This is a genomic window from Pseudomonas sp. EggHat1, assembly GCF_014892995.1.
In the GTDB taxonomy this organism is placed as follows: Bacteria; Pseudomonadota; Gammaproteobacteria; order Pseudomonadales; family Pseudomonadaceae; genus Aquipseudomonas; species Aquipseudomonas chaetocerotis.
The window spans coordinates 137,156-160,587 of record NZ_JACKQK010000009.1 but is presented as its reverse complement, the minus strand read 5'-3'; the positions used below and the strand labels follow the sequence as shown (position 1 = coordinate 160,587).

At 62.0% G+C, this 23,432-nt stretch carries 23 protein-coding genes; 12 read left to right on the top strand and 11 right to left on the bottom strand.

The annotated features are described in order from the left end of the window. Positions 1-278: 278 nt before the first annotated feature. The 4 genes from INS93_RS15890 to minC all read right to left on the bottom strand — a co-directional run bounded on the left by INS93_RS15890 (position 279) and on the right by minC (position 2,953). Positions 279-914: an RluA family pseudouridine synthase gene (locus INS93_RS15890; protein WP_061241862.1), complete on the bottom strand. Its 636-nt coding sequence runs from the start codon at positions 912-914 to the stop codon at positions 279-281. A gap of 142 nt (positions 915-1,056) precedes the next feature. Continuing rightward, positions 1,057-1,311 (bottom strand): cell division topological specificity factor MinE, encoded by a 255-nt coding sequence (gene minE / locus INS93_RS15885; RefSeq protein ID WP_003241592.1) that lies wholly within the window; start codon positions 1,309-1,311, stop codon positions 1,057-1,059. Further along, the gene (gene minD / locus INS93_RS15880) at positions 1,308-2,123 is read right to left on the bottom strand and encodes a septum site-determining protein MinD (protein WP_192983731.1); all 816 of its coding nucleotides are present in this window, start codon (positions 2,121-2,123) and stop codon (positions 1,308-1,310) included. Before minD ends, minE begins: the two co-directional genes overlap by 4 nt. A 101-nt stretch (positions 2,124-2,224) precedes the next feature. Continuing rightward, positions 2,225-2,953: a septum site-determining protein MinC gene (gene minC / locus INS93_RS15875; RefSeq protein WP_192983728.1), complete on the bottom strand. Its 729-nt coding sequence runs from the start codon at positions 2,951-2,953 to the stop codon at positions 2,225-2,227. 217 nt (positions 2,954-3,170) lie between these two features. Between minC and INS93_RS15870 the strand changes: the two genes are divergently transcribed. Together INS93_RS15870 and INS93_RS15865 are read left to right on the top strand one after the other, a co-directional pair. Next, complete coding sequence (locus INS93_RS15870) at positions 3,171-4,103, top strand: lipid A biosynthesis lauroyl acyltransferase (RefSeq protein WP_192983724.1); 933 nt, start codon at positions 3,171-3,173, stop codon at positions 4,101-4,103. Positions 4,104-4,138: 35 nt separating this feature from the next. Next, positions 4,139-5,320, top strand: coding sequence for a patatin-like phospholipase family protein (locus INS93_RS15865; RefSeq protein WP_192983721.1), 1,182 nt, complete (start codon positions 4,139-4,141; stop codon positions 5,318-5,320). Positions 5,321-5,426: 106 nt separating this feature from the next. On the opposite strand, the gene INS93_RS15860 is transcribed toward INS93_RS15865, so the two are convergent. The 4 genes from INS93_RS15860 to INS93_RS15845 all read right to left on the bottom strand — a co-directional run bounded on the left by INS93_RS15860 (position 5,427) and on the right by INS93_RS15845 (position 8,836). Further along, positions 5,427-6,281 (bottom strand): pirin family protein, encoded by an 855-nt coding sequence (locus INS93_RS15860; protein ID WP_192983718.1) that lies wholly within the window; start codon positions 6,279-6,281, stop codon positions 5,427-5,429. Between the two features lie 109 nt (positions 6,282-6,390). Beyond that, the gene (locus INS93_RS15855) at positions 6,391-7,140 is read right to left on the bottom strand and encodes a VacJ family lipoprotein (protein WP_224490568.1); all 750 of its coding nucleotides are present in this window, start codon (positions 7,138-7,140) and stop codon (positions 6,391-6,393) included. Positions 7,141-7,153: 13 nt separating this feature from the next. After that, positions 7,154-8,452, bottom strand: coding sequence for a serine/threonine protein kinase (locus tag INS93_RS15850; protein WP_192983712.1), 1,299 nt, complete (start codon positions 8,450-8,452; stop codon positions 7,154-7,156). Positions 8,453-8,611: 159 nt separating this feature from the next. Beyond that, positions 8,612-8,836 carry a DUF2061 domain-containing protein gene (locus INS93_RS15845; RefSeq protein WP_192983709.1) on the bottom strand — a complete coding sequence of 75 codons (225 nt, stop codon included), beginning with the start codon at positions 8,834-8,836 and terminating at the stop codon, positions 8,612-8,614. Positions 8,837-9,028: 192 nt separating this feature from the next. Here INS93_RS15845 and INS93_RS15840 point away from each other — a divergent pair, with 192 nt between their 5' ends. The 7 genes from INS93_RS15840 (at position 9,029) to INS93_RS15810 (ending at position 14,217) form a co-directional block, all read left to right on the top strand. Then, complete coding sequence (locus INS93_RS15840; protein WP_192983706.1) at positions 9,029-9,358, top strand: DHCW motif cupin fold protein; 330 nt, start codon at positions 9,029-9,031, stop codon at positions 9,356-9,358. Positions 9,359-9,364: 6 nt separating this feature from the next. Continuing rightward, positions 9,365-9,733 (top strand): DUF2784 domain-containing protein, encoded by a 369-nt coding sequence (locus tag INS93_RS15835; RefSeq protein WP_021488320.1) that lies wholly within the window; start codon positions 9,365-9,367, stop codon positions 9,731-9,733. 105 nt (positions 9,734-9,838) lie between these two features. Next, positions 9,839-10,651 carry an SDR family oxidoreductase gene (locus INS93_RS15830; protein ID WP_192983703.1) on the top strand — a complete coding sequence of 271 codons (813 nt, stop codon included), beginning with the start codon at positions 9,839-9,841 and terminating at the stop codon, positions 10,649-10,651. 100 nt (positions 10,652-10,751) lie between these two features. After that, the gene (locus INS93_RS15825) at positions 10,752-11,915 is read left to right on the top strand and encodes a CynX/NimT family MFS transporter (RefSeq protein ID WP_075745971.1); all 1,164 of its coding nucleotides are present in this window, start codon (positions 10,752-10,754) and stop codon (positions 11,913-11,915) included. Positions 11,916-11,989: 74 nt separating this feature from the next. Beyond that, complete coding sequence (locus INS93_RS15820) at positions 11,990-12,418, top strand: hypothetical protein (protein ID WP_075745973.1); 429 nt, start codon at positions 11,990-11,992, stop codon at positions 12,416-12,418. A gap of 9 nt (positions 12,419-12,427) precedes the next feature. Then, positions 12,428-12,760: a YnfA family protein gene (locus tag INS93_RS15815; RefSeq protein ID WP_021488324.1), complete on the top strand. Its 333-nt coding sequence runs from the start codon at positions 12,428-12,430 to the stop codon at positions 12,758-12,760. 158 nt (positions 12,761-12,918) lie between these two features. Then, the gene (locus INS93_RS15810) at positions 12,919-14,217 is read left to right on the top strand and encodes an OprO/OprP family phosphate-selective porin (protein WP_075745975.1); all 1,299 of its coding nucleotides are present in this window, start codon (positions 12,919-12,921) and stop codon (positions 14,215-14,217) included. A 157-nt stretch (positions 14,218-14,374) separates the two neighbouring features. Here INS93_RS15810 and INS93_RS15805 read toward each other — a convergent pair whose 3' ends face one another. Continuing rightward, on the bottom strand, positions 14,375-14,980 hold the full coding sequence (locus tag INS93_RS15805) for an inorganic diphosphatase (RefSeq protein ID WP_075745977.1): 606 nt from the start codon (positions 14,978-14,980) through the stop codon (positions 14,375-14,377). A gap of 96 nt (positions 14,981-15,076) precedes the next feature. Between INS93_RS15805 and INS93_RS15800 the strand changes: the two genes are divergently transcribed. The 3 genes from INS93_RS15800 to INS93_RS15790 all read left to right on the top strand — a co-directional run bounded on the left by INS93_RS15800 (position 15,077) and on the right by INS93_RS15790 (position 19,238). Then, positions 15,077-16,210: a GNAT family N-acetyltransferase gene (locus INS93_RS15800; protein ID WP_192983700.1), complete on the top strand. Its 1,134-nt coding sequence runs from the start codon at positions 15,077-15,079 to the stop codon at positions 16,208-16,210. A 469-nt stretch (positions 16,211-16,679) separates the two neighbouring features. After that, complete coding sequence (gene putP, locus INS93_RS15795) at positions 16,680-18,164, top strand: sodium/proline symporter PutP (RefSeq protein ID WP_192983697.1); 1,485 nt, start codon at positions 16,680-16,682, stop codon at positions 18,162-18,164. An 861-nt stretch (positions 18,165-19,025) separates the two neighbouring features. Then, a complete protein-coding gene (locus INS93_RS15790; RefSeq protein ID WP_160020695.1) occupies positions 19,026-19,238 on the top strand; it encodes a VF530 family DNA-binding protein in 213 nt (70 codons plus the stop codon). A gap of 14 nt (positions 19,239-19,252) precedes the next feature. On the opposite strand, the gene INS93_RS15785 is transcribed toward INS93_RS15790, so the two are convergent. Together INS93_RS15785 and INS93_RS15780 are read right to left on the bottom strand one after the other, a co-directional pair. Beyond that, a complete protein-coding gene (locus tag INS93_RS15785) occupies positions 19,253-20,137 on the bottom strand; it encodes an alpha/beta hydrolase (protein WP_192983695.1) in 885 nt (294 codons plus the stop codon). A gap of 95 nt (positions 20,138-20,232) precedes the next feature. Beyond that, positions 20,233-23,331, bottom strand: coding sequence for a transglycosylase domain-containing protein (locus INS93_RS15780; RefSeq protein ID WP_192983692.1), 3,099 nt, complete (start codon positions 23,329-23,331; stop codon positions 20,233-20,235). Positions 23,332-23,432 lie beyond the last annotated feature (101 nt).

Genomic DNA, 23,432 nt, shown 5'->3' with positions numbered 1-23,432 from the left:
TGCGTCCATGTCGATGAACCACTGAGCATCGCCTTGTCAGGCATTTCCCGGAGCCGAAGCCTCCGGGAAATCAAAGGGCAGTCGTCCCTCTGAAAGCGGCCACAACAGGGCCATGCCCGATAGCAGGATTGGCAGCGCTGGCTTGTCTGTAAAGCCAACTTTTTTCTGGTTCGCTCAGGCAGTGTTACCGATGCTCACACTGTCTGTGCAGAGCGGGTGAGCACGCCGAAACAGGGGTTCAATGAGAGCATCGGGCCGCCCTCGGCGCAGGTGACGGATCAGAACGGCGCGGGGCACTCGAAGCGCATGCGTTCGCCCGTTTGCGGGTGGGTAAGGGCGAGCATGCTGGCGTGCAGACACAGGCGCTCATGGGCGGCCAGGGCCTGCTCATGGGCGTAGAGGCGGTCGCCCAGTAGCGGGTGACCGATGGATAGCATGTGCACACGCAACTGGTGCGAGCGGCCGGTGATGGGCGTGAGTTCGACCCGGCACCAGTCGCCGCAACGCTCGACGATGCGCCAGTGGGTCAGTGCATGCTTGCCCAGTTCATGATCGACGACATGGCGTGGCTTGGTTGGCGGGTCGTAGCGCAACGGCAGATCGATGCTGCCACTGTCGGCCTGCGGCTGGCCCCAGCACAGGGCGGTGTAGGCCTTCTCGGTTTCACGGTCGTGAAACTGGCGCGACAGCTCGCGGTGGCTGTCGGCGTCACGGGCCAGGACGATGATGCCGGAGGTTTCCCAGTCCAGCCGATGCACGATGCGCGCTTCCGGGTAGCCGTTTTCCTGCAGGCGGGTGACCAGGCAATCCTTGTTGTCATCGGCGCGGCCGGGCACCGACAGCAGCAGGGTGGGCTTGTTGATCACCAGCAGGGCGGCGTCCTGGTGGAGAATTTCGATCTGGCTTAGCGGCATGGTGTGTGGGCTGGTGTAGGAGCGGATTTATCCGCGATGCTGTTGGCCTGTAGAAGCTTCGCGGATGAATCCGCTCCTACAGGTGTGCGTTGCTACAAACGAACACGGCGGCCGAAGCCGCCGTGAGCACAACCGGTCTCGATTAACGGTCCGGCAGGGTAATGTTCAACTCCAGGATCGAGCAACTGCCCTGGTTTTCCAGTGCGACCTGGACCTGATCCGATTCGATGTTGACGTACTTGCGGATCACTTCCACCAGCTCCTGCTGCAGGGCAGGCAGGTAGTCCGGCTGGCTGCGCTGACCACGTTCGTGGGCAACGATGATCTGCAGGCGCTCTTTGGCGATGGATGCGGTGGTTTCCTTCTTGCGCGAACGCAAGAAGTCAAAAATATTCATTCTCGACCTCCAAACAGGCGCTGCAGGAAGCCCTGCTTCTTCACATCCAGGAAGCGGTGCGCGACTTCCTTGCCAAGCAGGCGATCGACTGCGTCGCTGTAGGCCTGGCCGGCATCGCTCTGGTCATCGAGGATGACCGGGATACCCTGGTTGGATGCCTTGAGCACGGCCTGGGATTCGGGGATCACGCCGAGCAGGCGGATGGCGAGGATTTCCTCGACGTCTTCGACGCCGAGCATCTCGCCCTTGGTGACGCGCTCGGGGTTGTAACGGGTGAGCAGCAGGTGTTCCTTGATCGGCTCTTCGCCTTTCTCGGCGCGGCGCGACTTGCTGGCCAGCAGGCCGAGCATGCGGTCGGAGTCACGTACCGAGGACACTTCCGGGTTGGTCACGACGATGGCTTCGTCGGCGAAATACATCGCCAGGTGTGCGCCTTTCTCGATACCGGCTGGCGAGTCGCAGACCACGTATTCGAAATTCTGCGACAGCTCGCTGATGACCTTCTCGACGCCTTCCTGGGTCAGCGCGTCCTTGTCACGGGTCTGGCTGGCGGCCAGCACATAGAGGTTCTCGAGACGCTTGTCCTTGATCAGGGCCTGGGTCAGGGTGGCTTCGCCGTTGACGACGTTGACGAAGTCGTACACCACGCGGCGTTCGCAGCCCATGATCAGGTCGAGGTTACGCAGGCCGACGTCGAAGTCGACGATGACGGTCTTGTGCCCGCGCAGGGCGAGGCCGGTACCGATGGCAGCGCTGGTGGTGGTTTTACCGACGCCACCTTTGCCGGAAGTGACTACGAGGATCTTGGCCAAGGTGATTCACCCCAAAAAATGAATAAAACGCGGGAATCCGTCAGCCATTCGAGGCTTCCAGATGCCTTTTTTGTGTCCGTAAAAAGTGGCCGCAGTATCCGTTAAAGGCGGGTGATGTTCAACACGTCACCCGACAGGCTGACGTGCACTGCATCGCCCCACAGCGGGTCGCGGCGCAGGTCTTCGGCAACCTTGTAATGGCCGGCGATCGACAACATTTCGGCGCCCATTTGCTGACAGAAAATCCGTGCCTTGGTGTTGCCCTTGATGCCCGCCAGGGCGCGGCCACGCATGGGCGCGTAAACATGGATGTTGCCATCGGCGAGAAGTTCCGCCCCGGCGCTGACCGGTGCCAGCACGATCAGATCGCCACCCTGGGCATAGATCTGCTGGCCGCCGCGCACCGGGCTGGTGATGATGCGACTGGGTTTGTGCTCGGGTTCGGCCGGTTTCTCTTCGATTTTCCTTGGCGCTGGATCGAGGAGGCGTTCACGTGCACCGGAAGGCGGCAGCACCGGCAGATCCATGGCTTCGGCAGCGGCGACGTCGCTTTCGCGTGAGGCACGGATGGCCAGGGTGCGCAGGCCATGGCGGCGGCAAACGGCCATCAGCTCGGCCAGATCCAGCTCACCTTCGCCTTCCGGCAGTTTGTCCAGGGCCAGCACCAGCGGCGTGTTGCTGAAGAAGGCCGGGGCTTGGGCGACTTTTTCCGTGAGTTGCGCGTCGAGGCGTTCGAGGTCGTTGTGCGCCAGTTCCATCACGGTGATGGCGAGCATGCTGCCCTTGAGCTGGAATACGGGGTCTTGGGCGAGGAGGTCGGCTTGGCTCATGGTGGTGCGATGGGCCTTCTGGCGAGTCGAAAGATGCCCGGACTTATAGCGACATAGGCCGCATGCCGCAAGCTGCGCACGTCAGCTAGGCAGGGGCGGGATGAACGCCTGGCTGTCGATTCGCCGTCGCGATCTGCTCTGCTGGCAGTGCTGTCAGCGAGCTGGCTGGGAAAACTGCGTTAGAATGTGCGGCTTTGCAAGTGATCGGAAACGTCTCATGGATCGCCCCCGCTTTCGCGCCTGTTTTCTTCATCCGCGCTTCTGGCCGCTGTGGCTGGGCTTTGGGTTGCTGTGGCTGGTGGTGCAGCTGCCGTATGGCGCACAGCTGAAACTGGGGCGGGCGCTGGGCTGGCTGATGTACCACACGGCAAGCTCGCGCCGGCAGATCGCCGCGCGCAATCTGGAACTTTGCTTCCCTGGCAAAAGCGCTGCCGAGCGCGAGCGCCTGCTCAAGGACAACTTCGCCTCCACGGGTATCGCCTTCTTCGAGATGGCCATGAGCTGGTGGTGGCCCAAGGCGCGCCTGGCGCGGCTGGCGCACGTGGAAGGTCTCGAACATCTGCAGCAGGCGCAAGCCGAGGGGCAGGGCGTGATCCTGATGGCGGTGCACTTCACCACCCTGGAGATCGGCGCGGCGTTGCTCGGTCAACTGCACACTATCGACGGCATGTACCGCGAGCACGATAACCCATTGTTCGACTTCATCCAGCGTCGTGGCCGTGAGCGCCACAACCTCGATGCCAGCGCCATCGAGCGCGAGGACATTCGCGCCATGCTCAAGGTGCTGCGTGCCGGCCGCGCCATCTGGTACGCGCCGGATCAGGACTACGGCCGCAAGCAGAGCATCTTCGTACCGCTGTTCGGCATTCAGGCGGCGACGGTGACTGCCACCAGCAAGTTCGCACGCCTGGGCAAGGCACGCGTGGTGCCTTTCACCCAGCAGCGCCTGGCTGACGGTAGTGGTTATCGTCTGGTAATCCATCCTCCGCTCGAAGGCTTCCCCGGTGAAAGCGAAGAGGCCGATTGCCTGCGCATCAACCAGTGGATCGAGCAGGTAGTCAGTGCCTGCCCCGAGCAATACCTGTGGGCGCACCGGCGTTTCAAGACGCGCCCCGAGGGCGAAGCGAAGCTGTACGGTACGCAAAAGTAGCGCACCTATACTCAACAGAAAATCAGGATTGGCCGATGACAGCAGCTGCCCACCCCCATGAGCCCGTCACCGGGCTGATTCTCTCCGGCGGTGGAGCGCGGGCGGCCTATCAGGTCGGGGTGTTGGCAGCCATCGCCGATCTATTGCCGGACGCCTCGCACAATCCCTTTCCAGTGATAGTCGGCACCTCGGCTGGGGCGATCAATGCCGTCAGCCTGGCCTGTGGCGCGCTGCAGTTCGGCGAGGCGGTGCGGCGCCTGACCTCGGTCTGGCAGGGCTTTCACACCCATATGGTGTACCGCAGCGACTGGCCTGGCGTGCTGCGTCAGGCCGCGCGCTTCATTGGCCATAGCGTGCTCGGCCTGGGCCGCGATGTACCGGTGGCCTTGCTCGACAGTTCGCCGTTGCGCGAGTTGCTGGAGCGCGAACTCGACTTCTCCGGCATCGCCGCAGCCGTGCGCCATCGCCAGCTGCGAGCGGTAGCAGTGACGGCCTTCGGCTACGAAAGTGGTCAGGCGGTGACCTTCTATCAGGGCCGCTCCGCTATCGATCCCTGGTTCCGCCATCGTCGCGTCGGTGTGCCGACACGCCTGCAGCTGGACCATTTGCTGGCCAGCGCATCGATCCCGCTGATTTTTCCGCCAGTGAAGATCAATCGCGAATATTTCGGTGACGGTGCGGTGCGTCAGGCGGCGCCGATCAGCCCGGCGCTGCATCTGGGCGCCAGCCGCGTGCTGGTGATCGGTGTCAGCGGCAATGCCCAGCTCGAACCCAATGCCGAGCTGCCGCGCGTGATGAGTACCCGACCGCCGAGCCTGGCGCAGATCGGCGGACACATGCTCAACAGCACCTTCATCGACAACCTGGAAACCGATATCGAGCTGCTCGAACGGCTCAACCAGATGAGCGCACTGGTGCCGCCGGAGCGGCGTCCGCGTGGCTTGGGTTTGAACCCGGTGGACGTGCTGGTGATTGCCCCGAGCCAGCCGCTGGATCAGATCGCCGCCCGTCATCAGCGTGAGCTGCCCAAGGCGCTGCGCCTGTTTCTGCGTGGCCCAGGGGCGACCAAGGCCGGCGGCGCAGGCGTGCTCAGCTATCTGCTGTTCGAGCCCGGTTACTGCAGTGAACTGATCGAGTTGGGCTATCAGGATGCGATGACGCGCAAGGCCGAACTCTGCCGTTTTCTCGGGTTGGTCGAATTGGCGCAGCCTGCCTGAGCCGCATCGTTCGATAGTTGCCAGGGTGCGCTGCGCGCATCGGGTGGCTTCCCTGCTGGCAGGGCGGTGCGCGCGGCGCATCCTACGGCTTGTCGGCTCTTGTGTTTCAGGCCAGCACACCGTCACGAAAATCACGCATGGCCTGCTCTATTTCCTCGCGGCTGTTCATCACGAACGGTCCGTACTGCACGATGGGTTCGTTCAGTGGTGTGCCGGCGATCAGCAATACCCGCGCACCATGGGTGCTGGCCAGGTGCAGCTCGCCTTCGTCGGATAGCCGCACCAGGCGCCCGGCGCTGACCGGTTGTGCACTGGCCTTGGGCAGCTCGAGCAGGCCTTGGTAAACGTACAGCATGACCCGCTGACCATCGGCCAGGCGCGGTGAAACCTGGCTGCCGGCCGGCAGGTGCAGGTCGAACAGCTGAGGCTGGGTGTGTGGACGCTGCACGGCGCCGGCCTGACGAATCTCGCCGTCATCGAATTCACCCGCGATCACCACCACCTCGGTGCCGGACGCCGTGTTGATGCGCGGGATGTCGGTGGCCGGAATGTCGCGATAGCCCGCTTCACCCAGCTTGTCCTTGGCCGGCAGGTTGAGCCACAGCTGGAAGCCACGCATGGCGCCGGACTCCTGCTCGGGCATCTCGCTATGGATGATGCCGCGCGCAGCCGTCATCCATTGCACGCCGCCGCTGCCGAGCAGGCCGACGTTGCCCAGGTGATCTTCGTGGCGCATGCGCCCTTCGAGCATGTAGGTGATGGTTTCGAAGCCGCGATGCGGATGCGGCGGGAAGCCGGCGATGTAGTCGTCGGGATTGTCGGTGGAAAACTCGTCAAGCATCAGGAACGGGTCGAAACGCTCCAGGCCAGGCCCACCGATCACGCGGTTGAGGCGCACACCGGCGCCGTCTGAGGCGGGTTGGCCAGGCTGGATACTGATGACGCGGCGTTGCGAGGTCATGGCGGGCTCCTTGAAGGGTAGGAATGACGCCATGCTAGTCGCATTGAATCGATCTTTGGGTGGAAAATTCACCGCCAATGCATCGATAAGTTCGATGCATTGGCGAGGGTCAGTCGGCAATCTTCAGCTTGCGCGACTCGTGATAGAAGTAGCGGATCTTCTCGTACTCGAACGGCGAGTTGAGTTGGCCATAGCGGAAGCCGGTATTGGCGCGGGTGTCGACGATGCGCAGTGCGGTGATGCCGGGATTGCTGCGACTGGCGTCGGCCACATCAAGGTAATTGACCGCATTCTCCAGGCCGTAGTCTGCCACCAGCCCACCGGTGTCGCGCAGGTTCGACGGCCCGAGCAGCGGCAGCATCAGGTAAGGTCCAGCGGGTACACCGTAGTAGCCGAGGGTCTGGCCGAAGTCTTCGCTCGATCGTGGCAGGCCCATTTTCGTCGCCGGGTCCCAGATACCGCCGACACCCAGGATGGTATTGAACAGCAACCGCGCGGTGCTGTTCATCGCGCGTTGGCCCTTGAGCTGCAGCACGCTGTTGGCCAAGGTGGGAATTTCGCCGAGGTTGTTGAAGAAGTTGTGTACGCCGGTTTGCACCAGGTCCGGCGTGACGTAGCGATAGCCGTCAACCACGGGCAGGAACACCCACTGATCGAAGCGGTAGTTGAAGTGGTAGACGCGGCGGTTCCACGACTCCAGCGGGTCATAGACCTGCAGGGCGTCGCTGGAGGCGCGCTCGAATTCCTGTTGATCCAGCCCCGGATTGAACTGCAGATTCTGCAGCGGGTTGGTGAAACCGTCGGCGTCGACCTGGCCCTCGGCCAGTGTCTGCCCGCTGGCCAGCAGCAGGGCGATGATAAGCGTGCTGTGTTTAACCACGGAAGAACTCCAGCATGGCGTCGGCGTTGACGCGATAGTTGAGGTTGCCGCAGTGCCCGCCGCGCGGGTAAAGGGTCAGTCGGTCGCCAAAGGTGCGGCGCAGGAAGCCGATGTCGCCTTGGCCGAGGATCAGGTCGTCGGCATTGTGCATCACCGAGACCTTGTCGCTGCCTCTGAGGTAGTCCTCCAGCGCATACAGGCTGCTCTTGTCGATCAACTGGTTGAGGCTGCCGCCATCGTATCGAGCACGCCACATGGGCATCAGTTGCTCGGCGATATAGCAATCGAAGTCGCAGCGCAGAGCCATCTGGAAGAACGGCGTGAGGCTAGTGCTCTCGGTGATGCGGTAGTCGCGCGGGGTAATCAGGCCACGACGGTTGAGCAGGTCCGAGGTGAACACGATGTCGGCAGACGAGAAGCGGAACGAGGTGCCGATCAGCATGGCCATCTGTTCGTCCGAGAGCCGCTCTTTTGACTGCTGGAAGTCATAGAGCATGGCGTCGTTGATATCCAGATAGCCCTTGTCATTGAAGTAGCGGGTCAGCTTGCCCAGTACCAGGTCATAGAAGTTGGTGCTGTTGTCGATGCCCTGGACCTTGGTCTGCACCAGCTTGTCCAGGTTGGTGATGGAGGTGTAGAGGTTGACCGGCGGGTTGAGCAGCAGCACGCGTTTGAAATCGAAGGCGCGGCGGGTTTCGTCGAGCTGGCTGACGAAGGCGGCATGCAGCGCGCCGAGGCTGTAACCGGTCAGCAGGAATTCGCTGACCTCCAGCTTCGGGTGCTGGGCGCGTACGGCCTGCATCACGCGGTACAGGTCGTCGGCATCGTCCGGACTGTAGCCCGGCGTGGCCGAACGCGAGGCGGCGGCCATGAAGTCATAGCTGGTCGGCGATGACAGCTGCACGACGTGGAAGCCGGCGCCGTAGAACAGCTTCTTCAGGTACTCGGTGGTGCCGCTGGCGTAGTGCGCGCCGGTGCCGGCGATGATGAAGATCAGCGGTGCACGGCCTTTCTGCTGGGCCAGGCGGTAGTGCAGCTTGGTCACCGGCCAGAAGTTGTCCAGCAGCTCGAATTCGCGGTCCGGGCGCAGGCGTACCGAGTAGTCGCGTTGCCTGATGTCGCCGTCGGCAGGGAGCTCCGGGCGTAGCTCGGGCGGCGTGGTGGCGATGGTCGCCTCGAACGGGTTGGCCAGTGGATAGCCGTAGCTTTGCGCATCCACATCGGCGGCCATCGCTGAGACACAGAAGGCCAGGCCACCGAGCAAGGCGGCGAGTCGGGCAATGCTGGGCATGTGCTAAGTCCCTGTGAATAAGAGAACGTCTGGATTGAACAGCTGGCTTATGACAGCAACAAACTGGGCAAAGTGCCAGACCATCCTGCCTTATCGCAGGGAAACTTGAGTAATTTGAGTAGGCGTTGCTCACGCCTGGCCGATTGCAGACTTTTTCAGTCAGGCGTGATGGTGCAGCCAGGCATGTTTGGGACGCTCTGCCGACGTCTGGCGACGGCGCTCGAAACGTTGCCAGACCTTCTCGTGGAAGTAGAAGCCCACCGAGTTGCACAGCGGCTCGATAGCTGCCACCAGGCTACTGGCCGCCACGCTGCCGGTCAGTGCGTAGGTGACGGCGAAGGCGATGCAGAAGTGCATGATGGTGAAGGTCAGTGTCTTGAGCATGATGCACCTCGTTGAGAATCATTTCGTCATGAGGGAGAGGCTAGTCCTGTTCGTCAGTGCCGGGAAATGTGGCCTTTGCATGGTTTTGATAGCTTTTCTCAATTGATCATTTTTAACTGAGAGTTTCTTTCTATTTTTTTCGCCCCAGGGTGACTGCGTTAAGGTGGCGCTCTATTTCGATGGAGTCGGGCGATGCAGATCAGTGATATTCCCTTTGGCGTGACGGACTGGGCTGCGATACCGGCGACCGAACATCCGGGTGAACGTGGTGTGGCACGTTGGCGCACGTGTCAGTTCGGTGCGCTGCGTGTGCGTATGGTCGAGTATTCGCCGGGCTATCTGGCCGACCACTGGTGTCAGAAAGGGCATGTGTTGTTGTGCCTGGAAGGGGAGCTGACCACCGAGCTCGAGGATGGCCGGGTATTCGTGCTCAAGCCCGGTATGAGTTATCAGGTGGCGGATGGGGCCGAGGCCCATCGTTCCTCGACAGCATCCGGCGCACGCCTGTTCGTGGTGGACTGAGCTGCGATGCTGTGGCGCATGGCTGCTGACGCCCTGGTTCTGGTGCACCTGGGCTTCATCCTGTTCGTGCTGCTGGGTGGCTTGCTACTGCTGCGTTGGCCGCGGTTGTTCTGGCTGCACCTGCCTGCAGTGGTCTGGGGCATCGTGGTGGAGTGCTTGCATCTGGGTTGCCCGCTGACGCCCTGGGAAAACCAGATGCGCCGAATGGCCGGGCAGGCGGGCTATGAGGGCGGCTTCATCGAGCACTACCTGATACCGCTGATCTATCCGGCTGGGCTCACGCCACAGATTCAGCTCTGGCTGGGCGCGATCGTGGTGCTGGTCAACCTGATCGTTTACGTCTGGCTGATCTGGCGCTGGCGCAATAAGGCTTGATCCCGATTTGCCCTGCCTATTCATAAGTCTGATGAAGGCGCGGGAGCTTTATTGCCTTCGCTACACTGGCAGCCATTGCAACCAGACATTGAAGGCAGGGCTGCTATGCAAAACCGCATGATGATCACTGGCGCGGGCTCCGGCCTGGGACGCGAAATTGCCCTGCGTTGGGCGCGCGAGGGTTGGCGACTGGCGCTGGCCGACGTCAACGAGGCCGGCCTGACCGAAACCTTGAAGTTGGTACGCGAGGCCGGTGGCGACGGCTTCACTCGTCGCTGCGACGTGCGTGACTACAGCCAGCTGACCGCTCTGGCGCAAGCCTGCGAAGAGCAGTTCGATGGCATCGACATCATCGTCAACAACGCCGGTGTCGCTTCCGGTGGCTTCTTCAGCGAGTTGTCGCTGGAGGACTGGGACTGGCAGATCTCGATCAACCTGATGGGCGTGGTCAAAGGCTGCAAGGCATTTTTGCCGCTGCTGGAAAAGAGCAAGGGCAAGATCGTCAACATCGCCTCCATGGCCGCGCTGATGCAGGGGCCGGGCATGAGCAACTACAACGTTGCCAAGGCCGGCGTGGTGGCGCTGTCGGAAAGTCTGCTGGTAGAGCTGCGTCAACTGGAGGTTGGCGTGCATGTGGTCTGCCCGTCGTTCTTCCAGACCAATCTGCTGGATTCCTTCCGTGGCCCGACCCCGGCGATGAAGGCGCAGGTTGGCAAGTTGCTGGAAAGCTCACCGATCAGCGCGTCTGATATCGCCAATTACATCCACGATGAGATGGCCAAGGGCAGTTTCATGATTCTGCCGCACGAAATGGGTCGTATGGCCTGGGCGCTGAAGCAGAAGAACCCGCAGGCGCTGTACGACGAGATGGCCAGCATGGCCGAGAAAATGCGTGGCAAGGCCAAACCCGCCAGCTGACCACAAGGTCAGCTATTTGCACCTGCAGGCTTGCCTGGCATGGCCTGCAGGGGTAGGGTGGCCGCCCCGGCCTGCCTGCCGTAATGACCTCGGATAACTCGTGAAACCTGTCCCTCGGGCCCTGTTGCTGGTGGCCCTGGTGCTGGCGGCGATCAATTTGCGCCCCGGCATCACTTCCCTCGCGCCGCTGATCGAGCGCATCGCTGCGGAGCTGTCGCTGAGCCGCAGTTTCATCAGCCTGACCACGGCCTTGCCGGTGCTGTGCATGGGCCTGCTCGCGCCCTTGGCGCCGCGCCTGGCGATACGCTGGGGCCTTGAACGCACCATCGTGCTTTGCCTTGGGCTTATTGGCCTGGCGCTGCTGGCGCGTCTGGCTGCGCACCAGAGCGTGGTGCTGATCGGCAGTGCCATCGCTTTGGGAGCCGCCATCGCGGTTGCCGGGCCTTTGTTGTCGGGCTTCATCAAGCGTCACTTCGCCAGCCAGATGGGCCGTGTGGTGGGCTGGTACTCACTGGGCATGGCCATCGGCGGTGCTGGCGGTGCGGTGCTCACGGCTCCGGCTACGGCGCTGTTTGGCGATGCCTGGCACCTGGGGCTGGCGGTGTGGGCCGCGCCTGCGTTGTTCGGGGTGATGCTTTGGCTGTGGTTACCCAATCAGGCCAGCGCCGTTGACGAGCAGGAGGGCGGTGGTTTGCCCTGGCGGCAGCCACGCGCCTGGCTGATCAGCTGCTTCTTCGCCATTCAGGCGGGCTTGTTCTATGCCATCGCGACCTGGGCGGTAGCGCGCTATCACGAAGCTGGGCTGAGCATGCTGCGCAGTAACTCGCTGCTCAGTCTGGCCATGCTCATGGGGCTGCCCAGCTCGTTTCTGCTGCCCTGGCTGGCGCAGCGCTACAATGCGCGCTATCCACTGCTGCTGGCGTGCGGGGCGGTCACCTGCGGTTGCCTGGCGATGGTCACCTTCACGCCGCGCTTCGTTCCCGAATTGTGGGCGGTGATTCTGGGCTTTTCGCTGGGCGGCTCCTTCGCCCTGTCGCTGGTGCTGCCGCTGTACGAAGCCGGCTCGCCACTGGCGGTCAGCCGCTGGACGGCGATGATGCTGTTCACCGGTTACAGCCTGGGCTGCCTGACGCCCATTCTCACCGGGCTGGCACGTGATCTGTCCGGCAGCTACCGTCTGCCATTCGCGGTGCTCACCGCGCTGGCACTGGTGATGACGCTGGTGGCCTGGCTGTTGGGCCGTAGCCGACGCCAGGCTCGCTGAAGAATTGGCAGCAGTTCCTTTCTTGCCCAGACGTGCTGTGTTAGAAGGCGTTCTGCTTTTTCAGGAGTGCCGGTGTGGAGTCCGAATCCATCGTCTATGGCTGCATCCGCGACTGGCCCTCGGATGATCCCGAGTTGCGTCGCCTGCGCCGTGAAACCAACCATGGCGTGCTGGCCGAGTTACCGGCCGGTGAGCTCTGGCCGTTTCTCGGCCGCGAGATGTTCTCTTTCTGCGACCTGCCCGGTGCCGGGCTCTACCAGACCCAGGTGATCCACTTCGGTGCCAGCTATGGCGCGATCGAGTACGAGTGGAACCTGTGGATCGAAGCCTTCGAGGGGCTGCTCAAGCGCCTGTATTGGGCCAGCGCGGTTGTGCACCTGGAAACCGAGCTCAATGGCATGCACACCTTCCGCTGGGAGTCCGATAGCGGCTTTCACAGCCCGCAGGAGGGTGGTTTACGCGTGCGCTGCGCCTGGGAGCGCGAGGGTGCCTTGCGCGGTTAGGGGACGAGAATGATCAACTATCTGTGGTTCCTGCTGGCGGCCTTGTTCGAGATCGCCGGTTGCTACGCCTTCTGGATGTGGCTGCGGCTCGATCGCAGTGCCTGGTGGGTGCTGCCTGGGTTGCTCAGCCTGGCGCTGTTCAGCCTGATTCTGACCCGCGTCGAAGCCTCGTTCGCCGGTCGCGCCTATGCCGCCTATGGCGGTGTGTATATCGTCGCTTCGCTGGTGTGGCTGGCGCTGATCGAAAAGACCCGGCCGATGCTCAGCGACTGGTTGGGCGCTGCGCTGTGCCTGGCAGGCGCCACCATCATCCTGCTGGGACCGCGGCTGCATGCCTCCTGATCTGCTTATAAACATCGGAAGTAAAAAGTTCCGCTGTCATCAAATCTTTATATATCAGCAACTGAGCTGAAATAACCCCTCGCCAAGATTCCCCCAGCACGAACGAGCCAATAGCTCGGGTGTTTTCAACACTAAAAGTCCAACAGGGGAATTTCTCGATGATCCGTAAGCACTTCGCCGGTTTCGTAGCCAGCGCCCTGGCTCTGGCCGTTTCCGCCCAGGCTTTCGCCGGTACTGTCACCACTGACGGCGCCGATATCGTGATCAAGACCAAAGGCGGTCTGGAAGTCGGTACCACCGACAAGCAGTTCGGTTTCAAGATTGGCGGCCGTCTGCAAGCAGACTACAGCACCTTCGACGGCATCTATACCGTGAACGGTGACAACGCCGATGCTGCCTACTTCCGCCGCGCTTTCCTCGAGCTGTCGGGCTATGTCTACAAGGACTGGGCTTACACCTTCAGCTACGATTTCTCTCACAACGCCGGCAGCTCTGAAGATGGTTACTTCGACGAAGCTTCCATCGCCTACAACGGTTTCGCTCCGGTCTCCATCAAGGTAGGTCGTTTCGACCCTGAATTCGGTCTTGAAAAAGCCACGAGCTCCAAGTGGGTCACCGCTCAGGAACGTACCGCTGCTTACGATCTGGTTGACTGGGCCAACGCCCATCAGAATGGTCTGGGTATCCAGGTTTCTGGCAGTGCAGGTGATTCGCTGTACGGTTCCTTTGGTCTGAGTGCCAAAGACCAGAACGACGTCGATGGTGAAAGCACCAAGCAATTCAACCTGCGCGGTGTTTTCGCTCCGATGCACGAAGCCGGCAACGTTCTGCACTTCGGTGTCAACTACGCCCAGCGTGACCTCTCCGACACCGCGTTCGACGCCCGTATTCGCAGCCGTATGGGCATGCGTGGCGTGAGCACCAGCGGTGGTAACGATGCGGGTACCAACGGCAACCGTCTGGTTCTGGGTGGTACCAACGTTTCGCCGGCAGGCTCCTACGACAACGATAGCGCCCTCGGTGTTGAAGCCGCATTCGCCATGGGCCCGTTCTCGATTCAAGGCGAATACATCAAGCGTGAAATGGAAGCTGACAGCGCTGCCTTCGACGATATCGAAGGTGATGGCTACTACGCTCAGGTGGCGTACACCCTTACCGGTGAAGCCCGTGGCTACAAGCTCGGCAAGTTCGACAGCATCAAGCCCAGCAACAAGCAGATTGGCGCCTGGGAACTTTTCTACCGCTATGACCACCTGTCGGTAGACGATGATAACGGTGCTCGTGCAGCTATCAGTGACATCGAAGCCAAGGTCCACAATCTGGGTGTCAACTGGTACGTCAACGACGCCGTCAAGATCAGCGGTGTCTACGTCAAGGCCAAGGTCGACAACTCCACCAACGCCAATGGCGACGACGACGGTGACGGCATGGTCTTCCGTGCTCAGTATGCGTTCTAAGTAATACCTGATTGCTCCTTTGAACCCCGCCTTGTGCGGGGTTTTTTATTGTTTCCAGCTTGGCGCCATGTAACCGAAAACATCGCCATTTCATTCGCCATACATTTCAACTGAACAAAAAAGCCCCAGACCTGCCGGGGCTCTCTGACCACTGCGATCAGTTTTGCTTCTGGAAACGCTCCAGTGCTTCTTCGATAAGCTGTCGTGCCTCGGCTGCATTGCCGTAGCCATTGAGTTCGACTTTCTTGCGACCTTCCGGCAACTGCTTGTAGACGCGAAAGAAAGCTTCGATGCGCTGGCGTTCAATCAGCGGCAGGTCATCGACATCGAGGATCTTGTCGTAAGTCGGATCGACATCACTGCTGGGGACACCGATGATCTTCTCGTCCGCCTCCCCACCATCGATCATTCTCAGCACCGCGACCGGGCGGAACTTGATCAGCACGCCTGGATGCAGCGCTTCGCGGGTGAGTACCAGCGCATCGAGCGGATCACCGTCGCCACCCAGGGTGCGTGGCAGCGAGCCATAGTTGGCTGGATAGGCAACCGGCATCGACTGGAAACGGTCGACGAAAACCAGGCCCTCCTCGTTGATCTCGTATTTTGTGATGCTGCCGGCGGGAATCTCGACTGCCATGTGCACTTCATTCGGTGCGTCTTTTGCCTGCGCGGCATGGAAGGGATGAACGATACCAGGCGCTGCGAGGGCGCTGGGAGCAACGACGCTGAGGGCAACGCCGAGGGCAAGCAGTGATTTACGCATGATGACTTCCGGTAAGGTTGGGGTTGATAAACCGGCAGTCATCTTGCTGGCGCCTTGTTAGAGATATATTGCAGTCTGGCTTCTGGGATTCAGTTCATGCCCGTCACCATCATCGACTCGCTTCATGCTTTGCCTGCGGACGTCTGGGACGCCCTGCTGGCGCAGCCACAACCCTTTCTGCGTCATGCCTTTCTCAGTGCGCTGGAGGACAGCGGCAGCGTCGGTGGCCGCAGTGGCTGGCAGCCCTCGCACCGGCTTTGGTGCGATGAGCACGGCAAGGTGCAGGCAGCATTGCCGGCTTATCTGAAGCAGCACTCCTACGGCGAATACGTGTTCGACCATGCCTGGGCCGATGCTTGCCGGCGCGCCGGTATCGGCTACTACCCCAAACTGCTGGGCGCCGTGCCGTTCTCTCCGGTGAGCGGGGCGCGCTTGCTGGGTGATACCCATGCGGCCGGGGAGTTGCTTGACGCGCTGACAGCCGGATTGAGCCAGGAAGCGTTGTCGAGCCTGCACATCAATTTCACCAGCCCGGCCTGTGATGCCGTGATGGCGCAACGACCGGGTTGGCTGGAGCGCTTGGGTTGCCAGTTCCATTGGCACAATCGGGGTTACCGGGATTTCCAGGACTTTCTCGATGCGCTCAGCTCGCGCAAACGCAAGCAGATGCGCAAGGAACGTGAGCAGGTGGCGGGGCAGGGCATCGAGTTCGACAGGCGTCTGGGCCGCGAGTTGAGCGAGGCTGACTGGGACTTCGTCTACCACTGCTACGCCAATACCTACCACGTGCGTGGCCAGGCGCCCTATCTGACGCGGGACTTTTTCAGCCTGCTGGCCGAACGTATGCCCGAGATGATTCGGGTGGTGTTCGCCACGCAGCATGGCCGCGCGCTGGCCATGGCCTTCAGTCTGGTCGATGGCGAGACCTTCTATGGCCGCTATTGGGGTTGTCTGGCCGAATTCGACCGGCTGCATTTCGAAACCTGCTTCTATCAGGGCATGGAGCTGGCCATCGCCGAAGGTCTGCAGCGCTTCGATGCCGGGGCGCAGGGCGAGCACAAACTGATCCGGGGCTTCGAGCCGGTTCTCACCCGCTCTTGGCACTATCTTCGTCACCCGGGACTGCATGCTGCCGTTGTCGATTTTCTCGAGCAGGAGCGCTCTGGCGTGCGGGTTTACGCGCAAGAGGCGCGAAGCTATCTGCCTTTTCGCCAGCCCGACAACGGCTGATCGAGCGATCAGGTTATCGGCGGAGGGCCGAAACAGCTGTTTGCCGGAAGTTCCCCGAGTCGGAGATTTCTGTAAAAACTCCAGAGCTTTCAGCAAGAAGCCCGCTCGCTTCTGCCACTAAATTCCGCCCTTCACTTTCGTTACGACCGTTTTTGTCTGCGTCTATTGGTCAGACCAGCATTGCTGGGCTAGACCGATAAGAGAGGTTCTTGCAGTCGAACTGTGGTGGTAACGCGATTCGGTGGCCGCAGGCGCAAGCCAGGGAGGTCAGGGAAAGTGCCCAGGCACTTGCCGATGCAGTGACGAGGTGGTGGAGGTTTCACTGCACCGGTATCTGCCTCGATCGTGCCCACTCGATATCGGTGTGACGAGGAAGAGAGACCGGAGCCCCGCATCCGCAAAAGCGGGTGCACTTTGCCAATCAGGGCACGGTGCCCGAGAACAACAAACGAGAGGGGAGCCCCCCAAAATGACAGCTAGTACTCCAATGCTCGTCACCTTCGTGGTGTACATCGCAGCCATGGTGCTGATCGGCCTGATCGCCTATCTGCGTACCAAGAACCTTTCCGACTACATCCTGGGTGGCCGCAGCCTCGGTAGCTTCGTTACCGCGTTGTCCGCCGGCGCCTCCGACATGAGCGGCTGGCTGCTCATGGGCTTGCCGGGCGCGATCTTCGTCGCCGGCATTTCCGAAAGCTGGATCGCCATTGGCCTGGTCATCGGCGCCTACCTGAACTGGCTGTTCGTCGCCGGTCGTCTGCGCGTGCAGACCGAGCACAACGGCAACGCCCTGACCCTGCCTGACTACTTCACCAATCGCTTCGAAGACAACAGCCGCATCCTGCGCATCTTCTCGGCGCTGGTGATCCTGGTGTTCTTCACCATCTACTGCGCGTCCGGTGTAGTGGCCGGTGCTCGCCTGTTCGAAAGCACCTTCGGCATGTCCTACGAGACTGCGCTGTGGGCCGGCGCCGCGGCGACCATCGCCTACACCTTCATCGGTGGCTTCCTGGCGGTCAGCTGGACCGACACCGTGCAAGCCACGCTGATGATCTTCGCCCTCATCCTCACCCCTATCGTGGTGATGATCGCCACCGGTGGTTTTGATCCGGCCATGGTGGCCATCGAGGCGGTCGACGCCACCAACTTCGATATGCTCAAGGGCGCTACCTTCGTTGGTGTGATCTCGCTGATGGCCTGGGGCCTGGGCTATTTCGGCCAGCCGCACATTCTGGCGCGCTTCATGGCGGCCGATTCGGTCAAGTCGATCCCGGCTGCCCGCCGTATCTCCATGACCTGGATGATCCTGACCCTGGCGGGTGCCGTTGCCGTAGGTTTCTTCGGTATCGCCTACTTCGCGGCGCACCCGGAAGTGGCTGGCCCGGTCGCCGAGAACCCGGAGCGCGTGTTCATCGAGTTGGCCAAGCTGCTGTTCAACCCCTGGATCGCCGGTATCCTGCTGTCCGCCATCCTGGCTGCGGTGATGAGCACCCTGAGCTGCCAACTGCTGGTGTGCTCCAGTGCGCTGACCGAAGACTTCTACAAGGCCTTCCTGCGTAAAGACGCTTCGCAGACCGAGTTGGTCTGGGTCGGCCGCGCCATGGTGCTGCTGGTCGCGTTGATCGCCATCGCCCTGGCGGCCAACCCGGACAACCGCGTCCTGGGCCTGGTGTCTTACGCCTGGGCCGGTTTCGGCGCTGCGTTCGGTCCGGTGGTCATTCTGTCTCTGCTGTGGAAGGGCATGACCCGCAATGGCGCCCTGGCTGGCATGCTGGTCGGTGCCGCCACCGTGATCGTGTGGAAAAACTGGATCGGTCTGGGTCTGTACGAGATCATCCCGGGCTTCATCCTCGCGACCCTGGCCATCGTCATCTTCAGCCGTATCGGTCAGGCTCCGAGCCAGTCGATGCTGAGCCGCTTCGACAAGGCCGAGAGCGAATACAAGTCGGCGTAACCGTGCTGGCTTGACCAAAGGCGATGACTGCTCGGCAGTCATCGCCTTTTTCGTTCCTGGAGCCCTAAGATATGGTTCTTCGCATTTTCGCGGGGCGGGTACGCTTGACACCGGACTGGCAATTACGTGTCAGCTGTCGATGACCTGGCACTCTCCGTTAGCGTGTCGTCTGATCTGATGGGTTTCGCCCCTTACGGGCGCCACACCTTGATTCGCTGCGCTCACCCTGCGGGCCAGCCTGCGGCTGTTACTTCGCTTCGCTGCGTTTCCTCGCTCCGGCGCCGCTCCGGGGGCCGGCTTGCAAGGGCCATCCCTGGCCCTTTAAGTGGGGCCGCCATCGGTATCTCGCCGCATCCATGCGGCGCGCTCCCCTACGCAACACCTCCACTCGGCCTCCTGAAGGGGACCGGGCCGCGAGCTTGCGAAATCTCTGGAAGATCAAAGTCGGTAGCGTTTGGCTTTTGCTCTTGAAGCGCGATCTCACAGACGACGCCCAAGTCCCCTTCAGGAGGCCGAGTGGAATCGCCACGTAAGGGGTTGAGCGACATGGATGTCGCGAGAGCTGCGATGGGCCAGGGATGGCCCTTCGCAGCGAGCCCCTGGAGTGGTGATGGAGCGAGGGAACCCCGGCGTAGCCGGGGCCGTATGTAGGGGTGTGTTTCTTTGCTTACTTTCTTTGCACAAGCAAAGAAAGTGAGTCGCCCGTAAGGGGCGAAACCCATCAGATCAGACGACACGCTAACGGAGAGTGCCAGGTCATCGACAGCTGACACGTAATTGCCAGTCCGGTGTCAACCCGGACGTTCCCCAAACTATGCGAAGAACCTAAGATATGCCCACTCTTTTCCGACGGATGCTTTCATGACCAGCAACGACCCGCTCCACGGCCTGACCCTGCAGGCGATTCTCACCGCTCTGGTGGAGCGCATTGGCTGGGAGGGGTTGGCCCGTCAGGTCGATGTCCGCTGTTTCAAGCACGAGCCAAGCATCAAATCGAGCCTGACCTTTCTACGCAAGACGCCCTGGGCGCGGACCAAGGTCGAGGAACTGTATCTGCAGCAATTCAAGTCCTGAGGTCGCTCAGGCCATCAGTTGAATTCGAGTCCCAGCGCCCGCAAAGCCTGACGATAGCTGTTGCCGGCCATGCGCAGGCCGTTGTTGTGGTTGGCGCCGTCGATCAGTAGCAGCTGCTTGGGTTCGTTGGCGGCGGCGAACAGCGCCTCGCTGAAGCGCGACGGCACGTAGCGGTCGTCGCGCCCGTGGGCGATCAGTACCGGGATACCGACATCACCGATCTTGCCCAGTGAATCGAACTCCTGCGACAGCAGCCAGCGTACCGGCAGCGAGGTATTGGTTACCGCTGCCGCCACATCACCCAGGTTGGTGAAGCTGGACTCGACGATCAGGCCGGCGGCCTGAGCAGCCTCATCTTCGCCAGCCAGTTCGTGCGCCAGGTTGACCGCCACGGCGCCACCCAGTGAATGACCGTAGATGAAGCGCTTGTCCGCCTCTGGCTGCAGGCGTGCCAGGTGCTGCCAGGCGATCAGGGCGTCCTGGTAGACGCTACGCTCGGAAGGCAGGGCGCCACGGCTTTGGCCGAAGCCGCGGTAGTCCACTGCCAGTACCGAGAAGCCCATGGCATGCAGCTGTTCGATGCGAAACAGCTGGCCGGTCAGGTTCCAGCGTGAGCCGTGCAGGTAAAGCAGTGCCGGGGCATCCTTGCGCGCCGCTGGCCACCACCAGGCGTGCAGGCTTTCATCGGCCGTCAGGTTCGCGGACTGCAGTTGCACCTCCTCGAGGCCAGCGGGCAGACCACTGAACCAGCGGGCGGTGCCGGGTTCGATGCGAAACACCAGCTCGCGCTCGGTCTGCTCCAGTTTGGCGCAGCCAATCGGCAGCAATACCAGCAGGCAGGCCATCACAATCAGGCTCAGGCGACGGCGGCGCAGCAGGGCGAACCAGGATGAGGACATCGGCGATACTCATGAACGGCAACGGATGATGCTGCCATGGACTGCATATCCGGTGCCGGGTTTCGCCAGCCGCTGGTCGCTGTGGTTACGAGGTATTACCGCCGGCTGATCTGCGTTGCACTCAGCGGGGTGTTGCAGAGCGTGGCGCTACCTGGTTCGAGATAGGGTGCGAGGATCGGCGCCATGCCCTTGAGCACTTGTACCGGTAGTGCCGAGGTGAAGGTGAAACGCTCCGCCTCGCGTCCCGGTACGAAGGCGGTCAGGGTGCCGTAGTGACGCGGGCCGAGGAAGAACACAAAGGTGGCCGTGCGGTTCATCGCCCGCGAGCTGATCACCCGCCCGCCGGCACCGACGCTTTCGATGCGGTTGTCGCCGGTGCCGGTCTTGCCGCCCAGGGTCAGATCACGCCCGTCCTGCAACTGGAAGGTGCCCTGCAAACGCCTTGCGGTGCCGCCTTCGACCACCTGGGAAAGTGCATTGCGCAACGCGGCGGCAACTGCCGAGGGCATCACCCGCCTGGCGCCGTGGGTGTTGCGCTCGACCCGCGTCTCGTAAGGCGTATCGGCGGCGAAGTGCAGTTCGTCGATGCGCAGTACCGGTTGGCGAATGCCGTCGTTCTGGATGATGCCCATCAGTTCTGCCAGTGCCGCCGGCCGATCGCCGGAACTGCCCAGGGCGGTAGCCAGGGAGGGCACCAGGTGCTGGAAGGGATAGCCGAGGATCTTCCAGCGTCGGTGAATGTCGGAGAAGGCCTCCACCTCCAGCATGATGCGGATGCGGCTGTCGCGGGCACTCTTGTGCCGGGTTCGCAGTAGCCAGCCATAGACTTCCTGGCGCTCATCGACGCTGGCTGCCACGGCGTCGCTGAAGGTGGCCTGTGGGTTATCGATCAGATAGCCCAGCAGCCACAGTTCCAGTGGATGCACGCGAGCGATATAGCCCTGATCCGGTAGGCTGTAGGCGCCAGGGCCGTAGTCCTTGTACAGACGCGCGATGCGTTGATCGGTGAGTTTTTCCTGTGGCAGCTGCGCCCGCAGGAAAGCGGCGAAGCTGGCTTCATCGGCCTGCGGCAGCAGGTAACGGTGTACGGCACCCAGGCGCACTGAAGTCTGGCGCAGGCCGCTGATGAAGGTCTCCAGGCGCTGCTGCTGCGGCTGGCCCTGGTATTTGCGCCAGAAACGCAGCAGGAACGTACGCCCCTCCTGATCGGCGAAACGTTGCAGGTATTCCTGGCGGCGTGGGTCCTTGTCGTCCTTGAGCAGTTCGGCGCTGTTCTGGTAGGTGCTGTAACGCACCAGATCGCGCATCAGGCGGACGAACGGCAGATTGATCGACTCGCGCAGGGATTCACGCAGGGTCGGGTTGCGGCCGTTGTCCTCGCGGCGGAAGTTGCCGAAGGTGTGCAGGCCGCCACCGGTGAAGAAGCGTTCATGCGGGCTGGCCGAATAGCGTCGTTCCAGTGCGGCCTCCAGCATGCTGGCCAGATCGCCGCCGGGGTTGGCCTGCAGATAGGCGACGGCCCAGTGGCTCAGGTAGTCCTGCGCGGCGATCTCGACGTTGCGCAGCTCGGCCGGGCTCTTGTCGGCATGGCGCTGATGCAGCTCGGCGATGATTTCGAGATAGGTCGCCAGCACCCTTAGCTTGGCGGTGGAGCCCAGCTCCAGCTTGCTGCCTTCGTTGATGTCGAACGGTTGATCGGTGCTGTCGGTCTGCACGCGCACCCGACTGCCAGTTGCCGTGCGCTCGAACAGGGTGAAGCTGTAGCGCACCTCGGCGGTCTTTTCCGGGGACAGCAGGCGCTCGCCGAACAGGCCGATCTTGCCAGCGAACTCGGGGTCGGCCAGGCGCTGCAGGTATAGGCTGGCCTCCTGCTGAAGGTCGCGTTGCAGGGTGCTGCGTGCGGCCAGATCGAGGCGGTCCAGGTCGTACAGGGGCATGCCCAGCAGGTTGGACAGGCGTGAGCGGGCTACGCTGATGCCCTTGTCGCTTTCCACCGGCCGTAGATTGGGCTCCAGTTGCCAGTCGCGGTATTGCAGCTTCTGCGTCAGCGCCGCGTCACGCAGTACGGGGTCGATCAGGCCGCCGGCTGCCAGCAGGCGGATATGACTCTCCGTCAGCGTTTCCATCTCCTTGCGTCCTTGCGCCAGGTAGTAGGAAGGACGACGCTGGGCAATCATCAGCGACAGCACCTGGCGCAGGGCCAGGCCACGTTCAGCCATGCTGGCGTCGGGCGTGCGGCCAGGGTCGAGCAGCGCATTGCTGCGCTCGAAATCCGCGCCATACCAGATACGCAGGCCATCGGCCAGGCCATGAACCTCGCCATGCCCCGGCGCTGCGGACAGCGGTACGCTGTTGAGGTAATCGCGCACGATGGTCTGACGTGCTTCGAGGGTCTCTGGTCCCTGTTGGTAGGCACGCACGCTGGCGGAGATCATCTGCCGCAGTTTTTCTTTCGCCGACAGCGTCAGGCCGTCGGGAGAGTGCCGGTACTTCTCCAGCTGGGTCGCCAGGGTGCTGCCGCCGGCGGACTGGTCCTGCACATCGAGCACCTTGCCGATCTGCGACAGCGCGGCCATGGCGAACCGTGGCCAGTCCACCGCCGGGTTGGCGAGTGGCTGATCGCTATCGAGCAGATGACGGTTCTCGATGAACAGCAGGCTGCTCACTACCAGCGGCGCAATGCTGGCGAAATCGGCATAACCCTGTTGTGGATATCGGAACTCGTAGAAGGGCGTACCACGGCAATCGCTGATGCTGAGGCCGGTTTGGCTTTTCTCGGCGAAGGGCGGAAACAGGCCGCGACGGCTGTAGGCCATCAGTGCCGGAGAGAAGCGCGCCTGTTCGCTGATCAGGAAGTCGCGTTGCTGCAGGCGCTCCAGCATCAGTGGCAGGTAGGCATAACCCTGACGTTTGTCGAAGGGGCCATCAGCAGGGTAGAGAATATCCGGGCTGGGCCCAGGCTCAACGCGGTAGGTGAGAGTAGCGGCATAGCGGCTCAATTCACGGGCCTGGAAGTGCGCGCTGCGCAGCTCGAAAAACAGCACAGCGGCTGCAGTGGCCAACACCGATGCCAGTAGCAGGTAAAGCACCAGACGCCAGCGGCGTGGTCGCGGGACCGGCTTGTCATCGACCGCCGGCAAGACGTTCGACGCAAGTTCGCGGTGTTGAGGATCCGATTGCCATAACGCGCCCATAATCCACCGGCTTGGCCTATCTGCTCCACGGAAACACGAGACTGTCACTCGCCGGGCTTTACCCCTGGCGCCTCGTCTACTTAGTTATCAGCTTAGCCGCT

Bases quoted from the DNA above. Each gene is read 5' to 3' on its own strand.
- minC (WP_192983728.1), bottom strand. From the start codon at position 2,953: ATGAGCCAAGCCGACCTCCTCGCCCAAGACCCCGTATTCCAGCTCAAG.
- INS93_RS15860 (WP_192983718.1), bottom strand. From the start codon at position 6,281: ATGACCTCGCAACGCCGCGTCATCAGTATCCAGCCTGGCCAACCCGCC.
- INS93_RS15785 (WP_192983695.1), bottom strand. From the start codon at position 20,137: ATGTCCTCATCCTGGTTCGCCCTGCTGCGCCGCCGTCGCCTGAGCCTG.
- INS93_RS15790 (WP_160020695.1), top strand. From the start codon at position 19,026: ATGACCAGCAACGACCCGCTCCACGGCCTGACCCTGCAGGCGATTCTC.
- putP (WP_192983697.1), top strand. From the start codon at position 16,680: ATGACAGCTAGTACTCCAATGCTCGTCACCTTCGTGGTGTACATCGCA.
- INS93_RS15830 (WP_192983703.1), top strand. From the start codon at position 9,839: ATGCAAAACCGCATGATGATCACTGGCGCGGGCTCCGGCCTGGGACGC.
- INS93_RS15840 (WP_192983706.1), top strand. From the start codon at position 9,029: ATGCAGATCAGTGATATTCCCTTTGGCGTGACGGACTGGGCTGCGATA.
- INS93_RS15800 (WP_192983700.1), top strand. From the start codon at position 15,077: ATGCCCGTCACCATCATCGACTCGCTTCATGCTTTGCCTGCGGACGTC.
- INS93_RS15850 (WP_192983712.1), bottom strand. From the start codon at position 8,452: ATGCCCAGCATTGCCCGACTCGCCGCCTTGCTCGGTGGCCTGGCCTTC.
- INS93_RS15835 (WP_021488320.1), top strand. From the start codon at position 9,365: ATGCTGTGGCGCATGGCTGCTGACGCCCTGGTTCTGGTGCACCTGGGC.
- INS93_RS15865 (WP_192983721.1), top strand. From the start codon at position 4,139: ATGACAGCAGCTGCCCACCCCCATGAGCCCGTCACCGGGCTGATTCTC.
- INS93_RS15805 (WP_075745977.1), bottom strand. From the start codon at position 14,980: ATGCGTAAATCACTGCTTGCCCTCGGCGTTGCCCTCAGCGTCGTTGCT.
- INS93_RS15810 (WP_075745975.1), top strand. From the start codon at position 12,919: ATGATCCGTAAGCACTTCGCCGGTTTCGTAGCCAGCGCCCTGGCTCTG.
- INS93_RS15815 (WP_021488324.1), top strand. From the start codon at position 12,428: ATGATCAACTATCTGTGGTTCCTGCTGGCGGCCTTGTTCGAGATCGCC.
- INS93_RS15870 (WP_192983724.1), top strand. From the start codon at position 3,171: ATGGATCGCCCCCGCTTTCGCGCCTGTTTTCTTCATCCGCGCTTCTGG.
- INS93_RS15780 (WP_192983692.1), bottom strand. From the start codon at position 23,331: ATGGGCGCGTTATGGCAATCGGATCCTCAACACCGCGAACTTGCGTCG.
- minE (WP_003241592.1), bottom strand. From the start codon at position 1,311: ATGAATATTTTTGACTTCTTGCGTTCGCGCAAGAAGGAAACCACCGCA.
- INS93_RS15845 (WP_192983709.1), bottom strand. From the start codon at position 8,836: ATGCTCAAGACACTGACCTTCACCATCATGCACTTCTGCATCGCCTTC.
- INS93_RS15890 (WP_061241862.1), bottom strand. From the start codon at position 914: ATGCCGCTAAGCCAGATCGAAATTCTCCACCAGGACGCCGCCCTGCTG.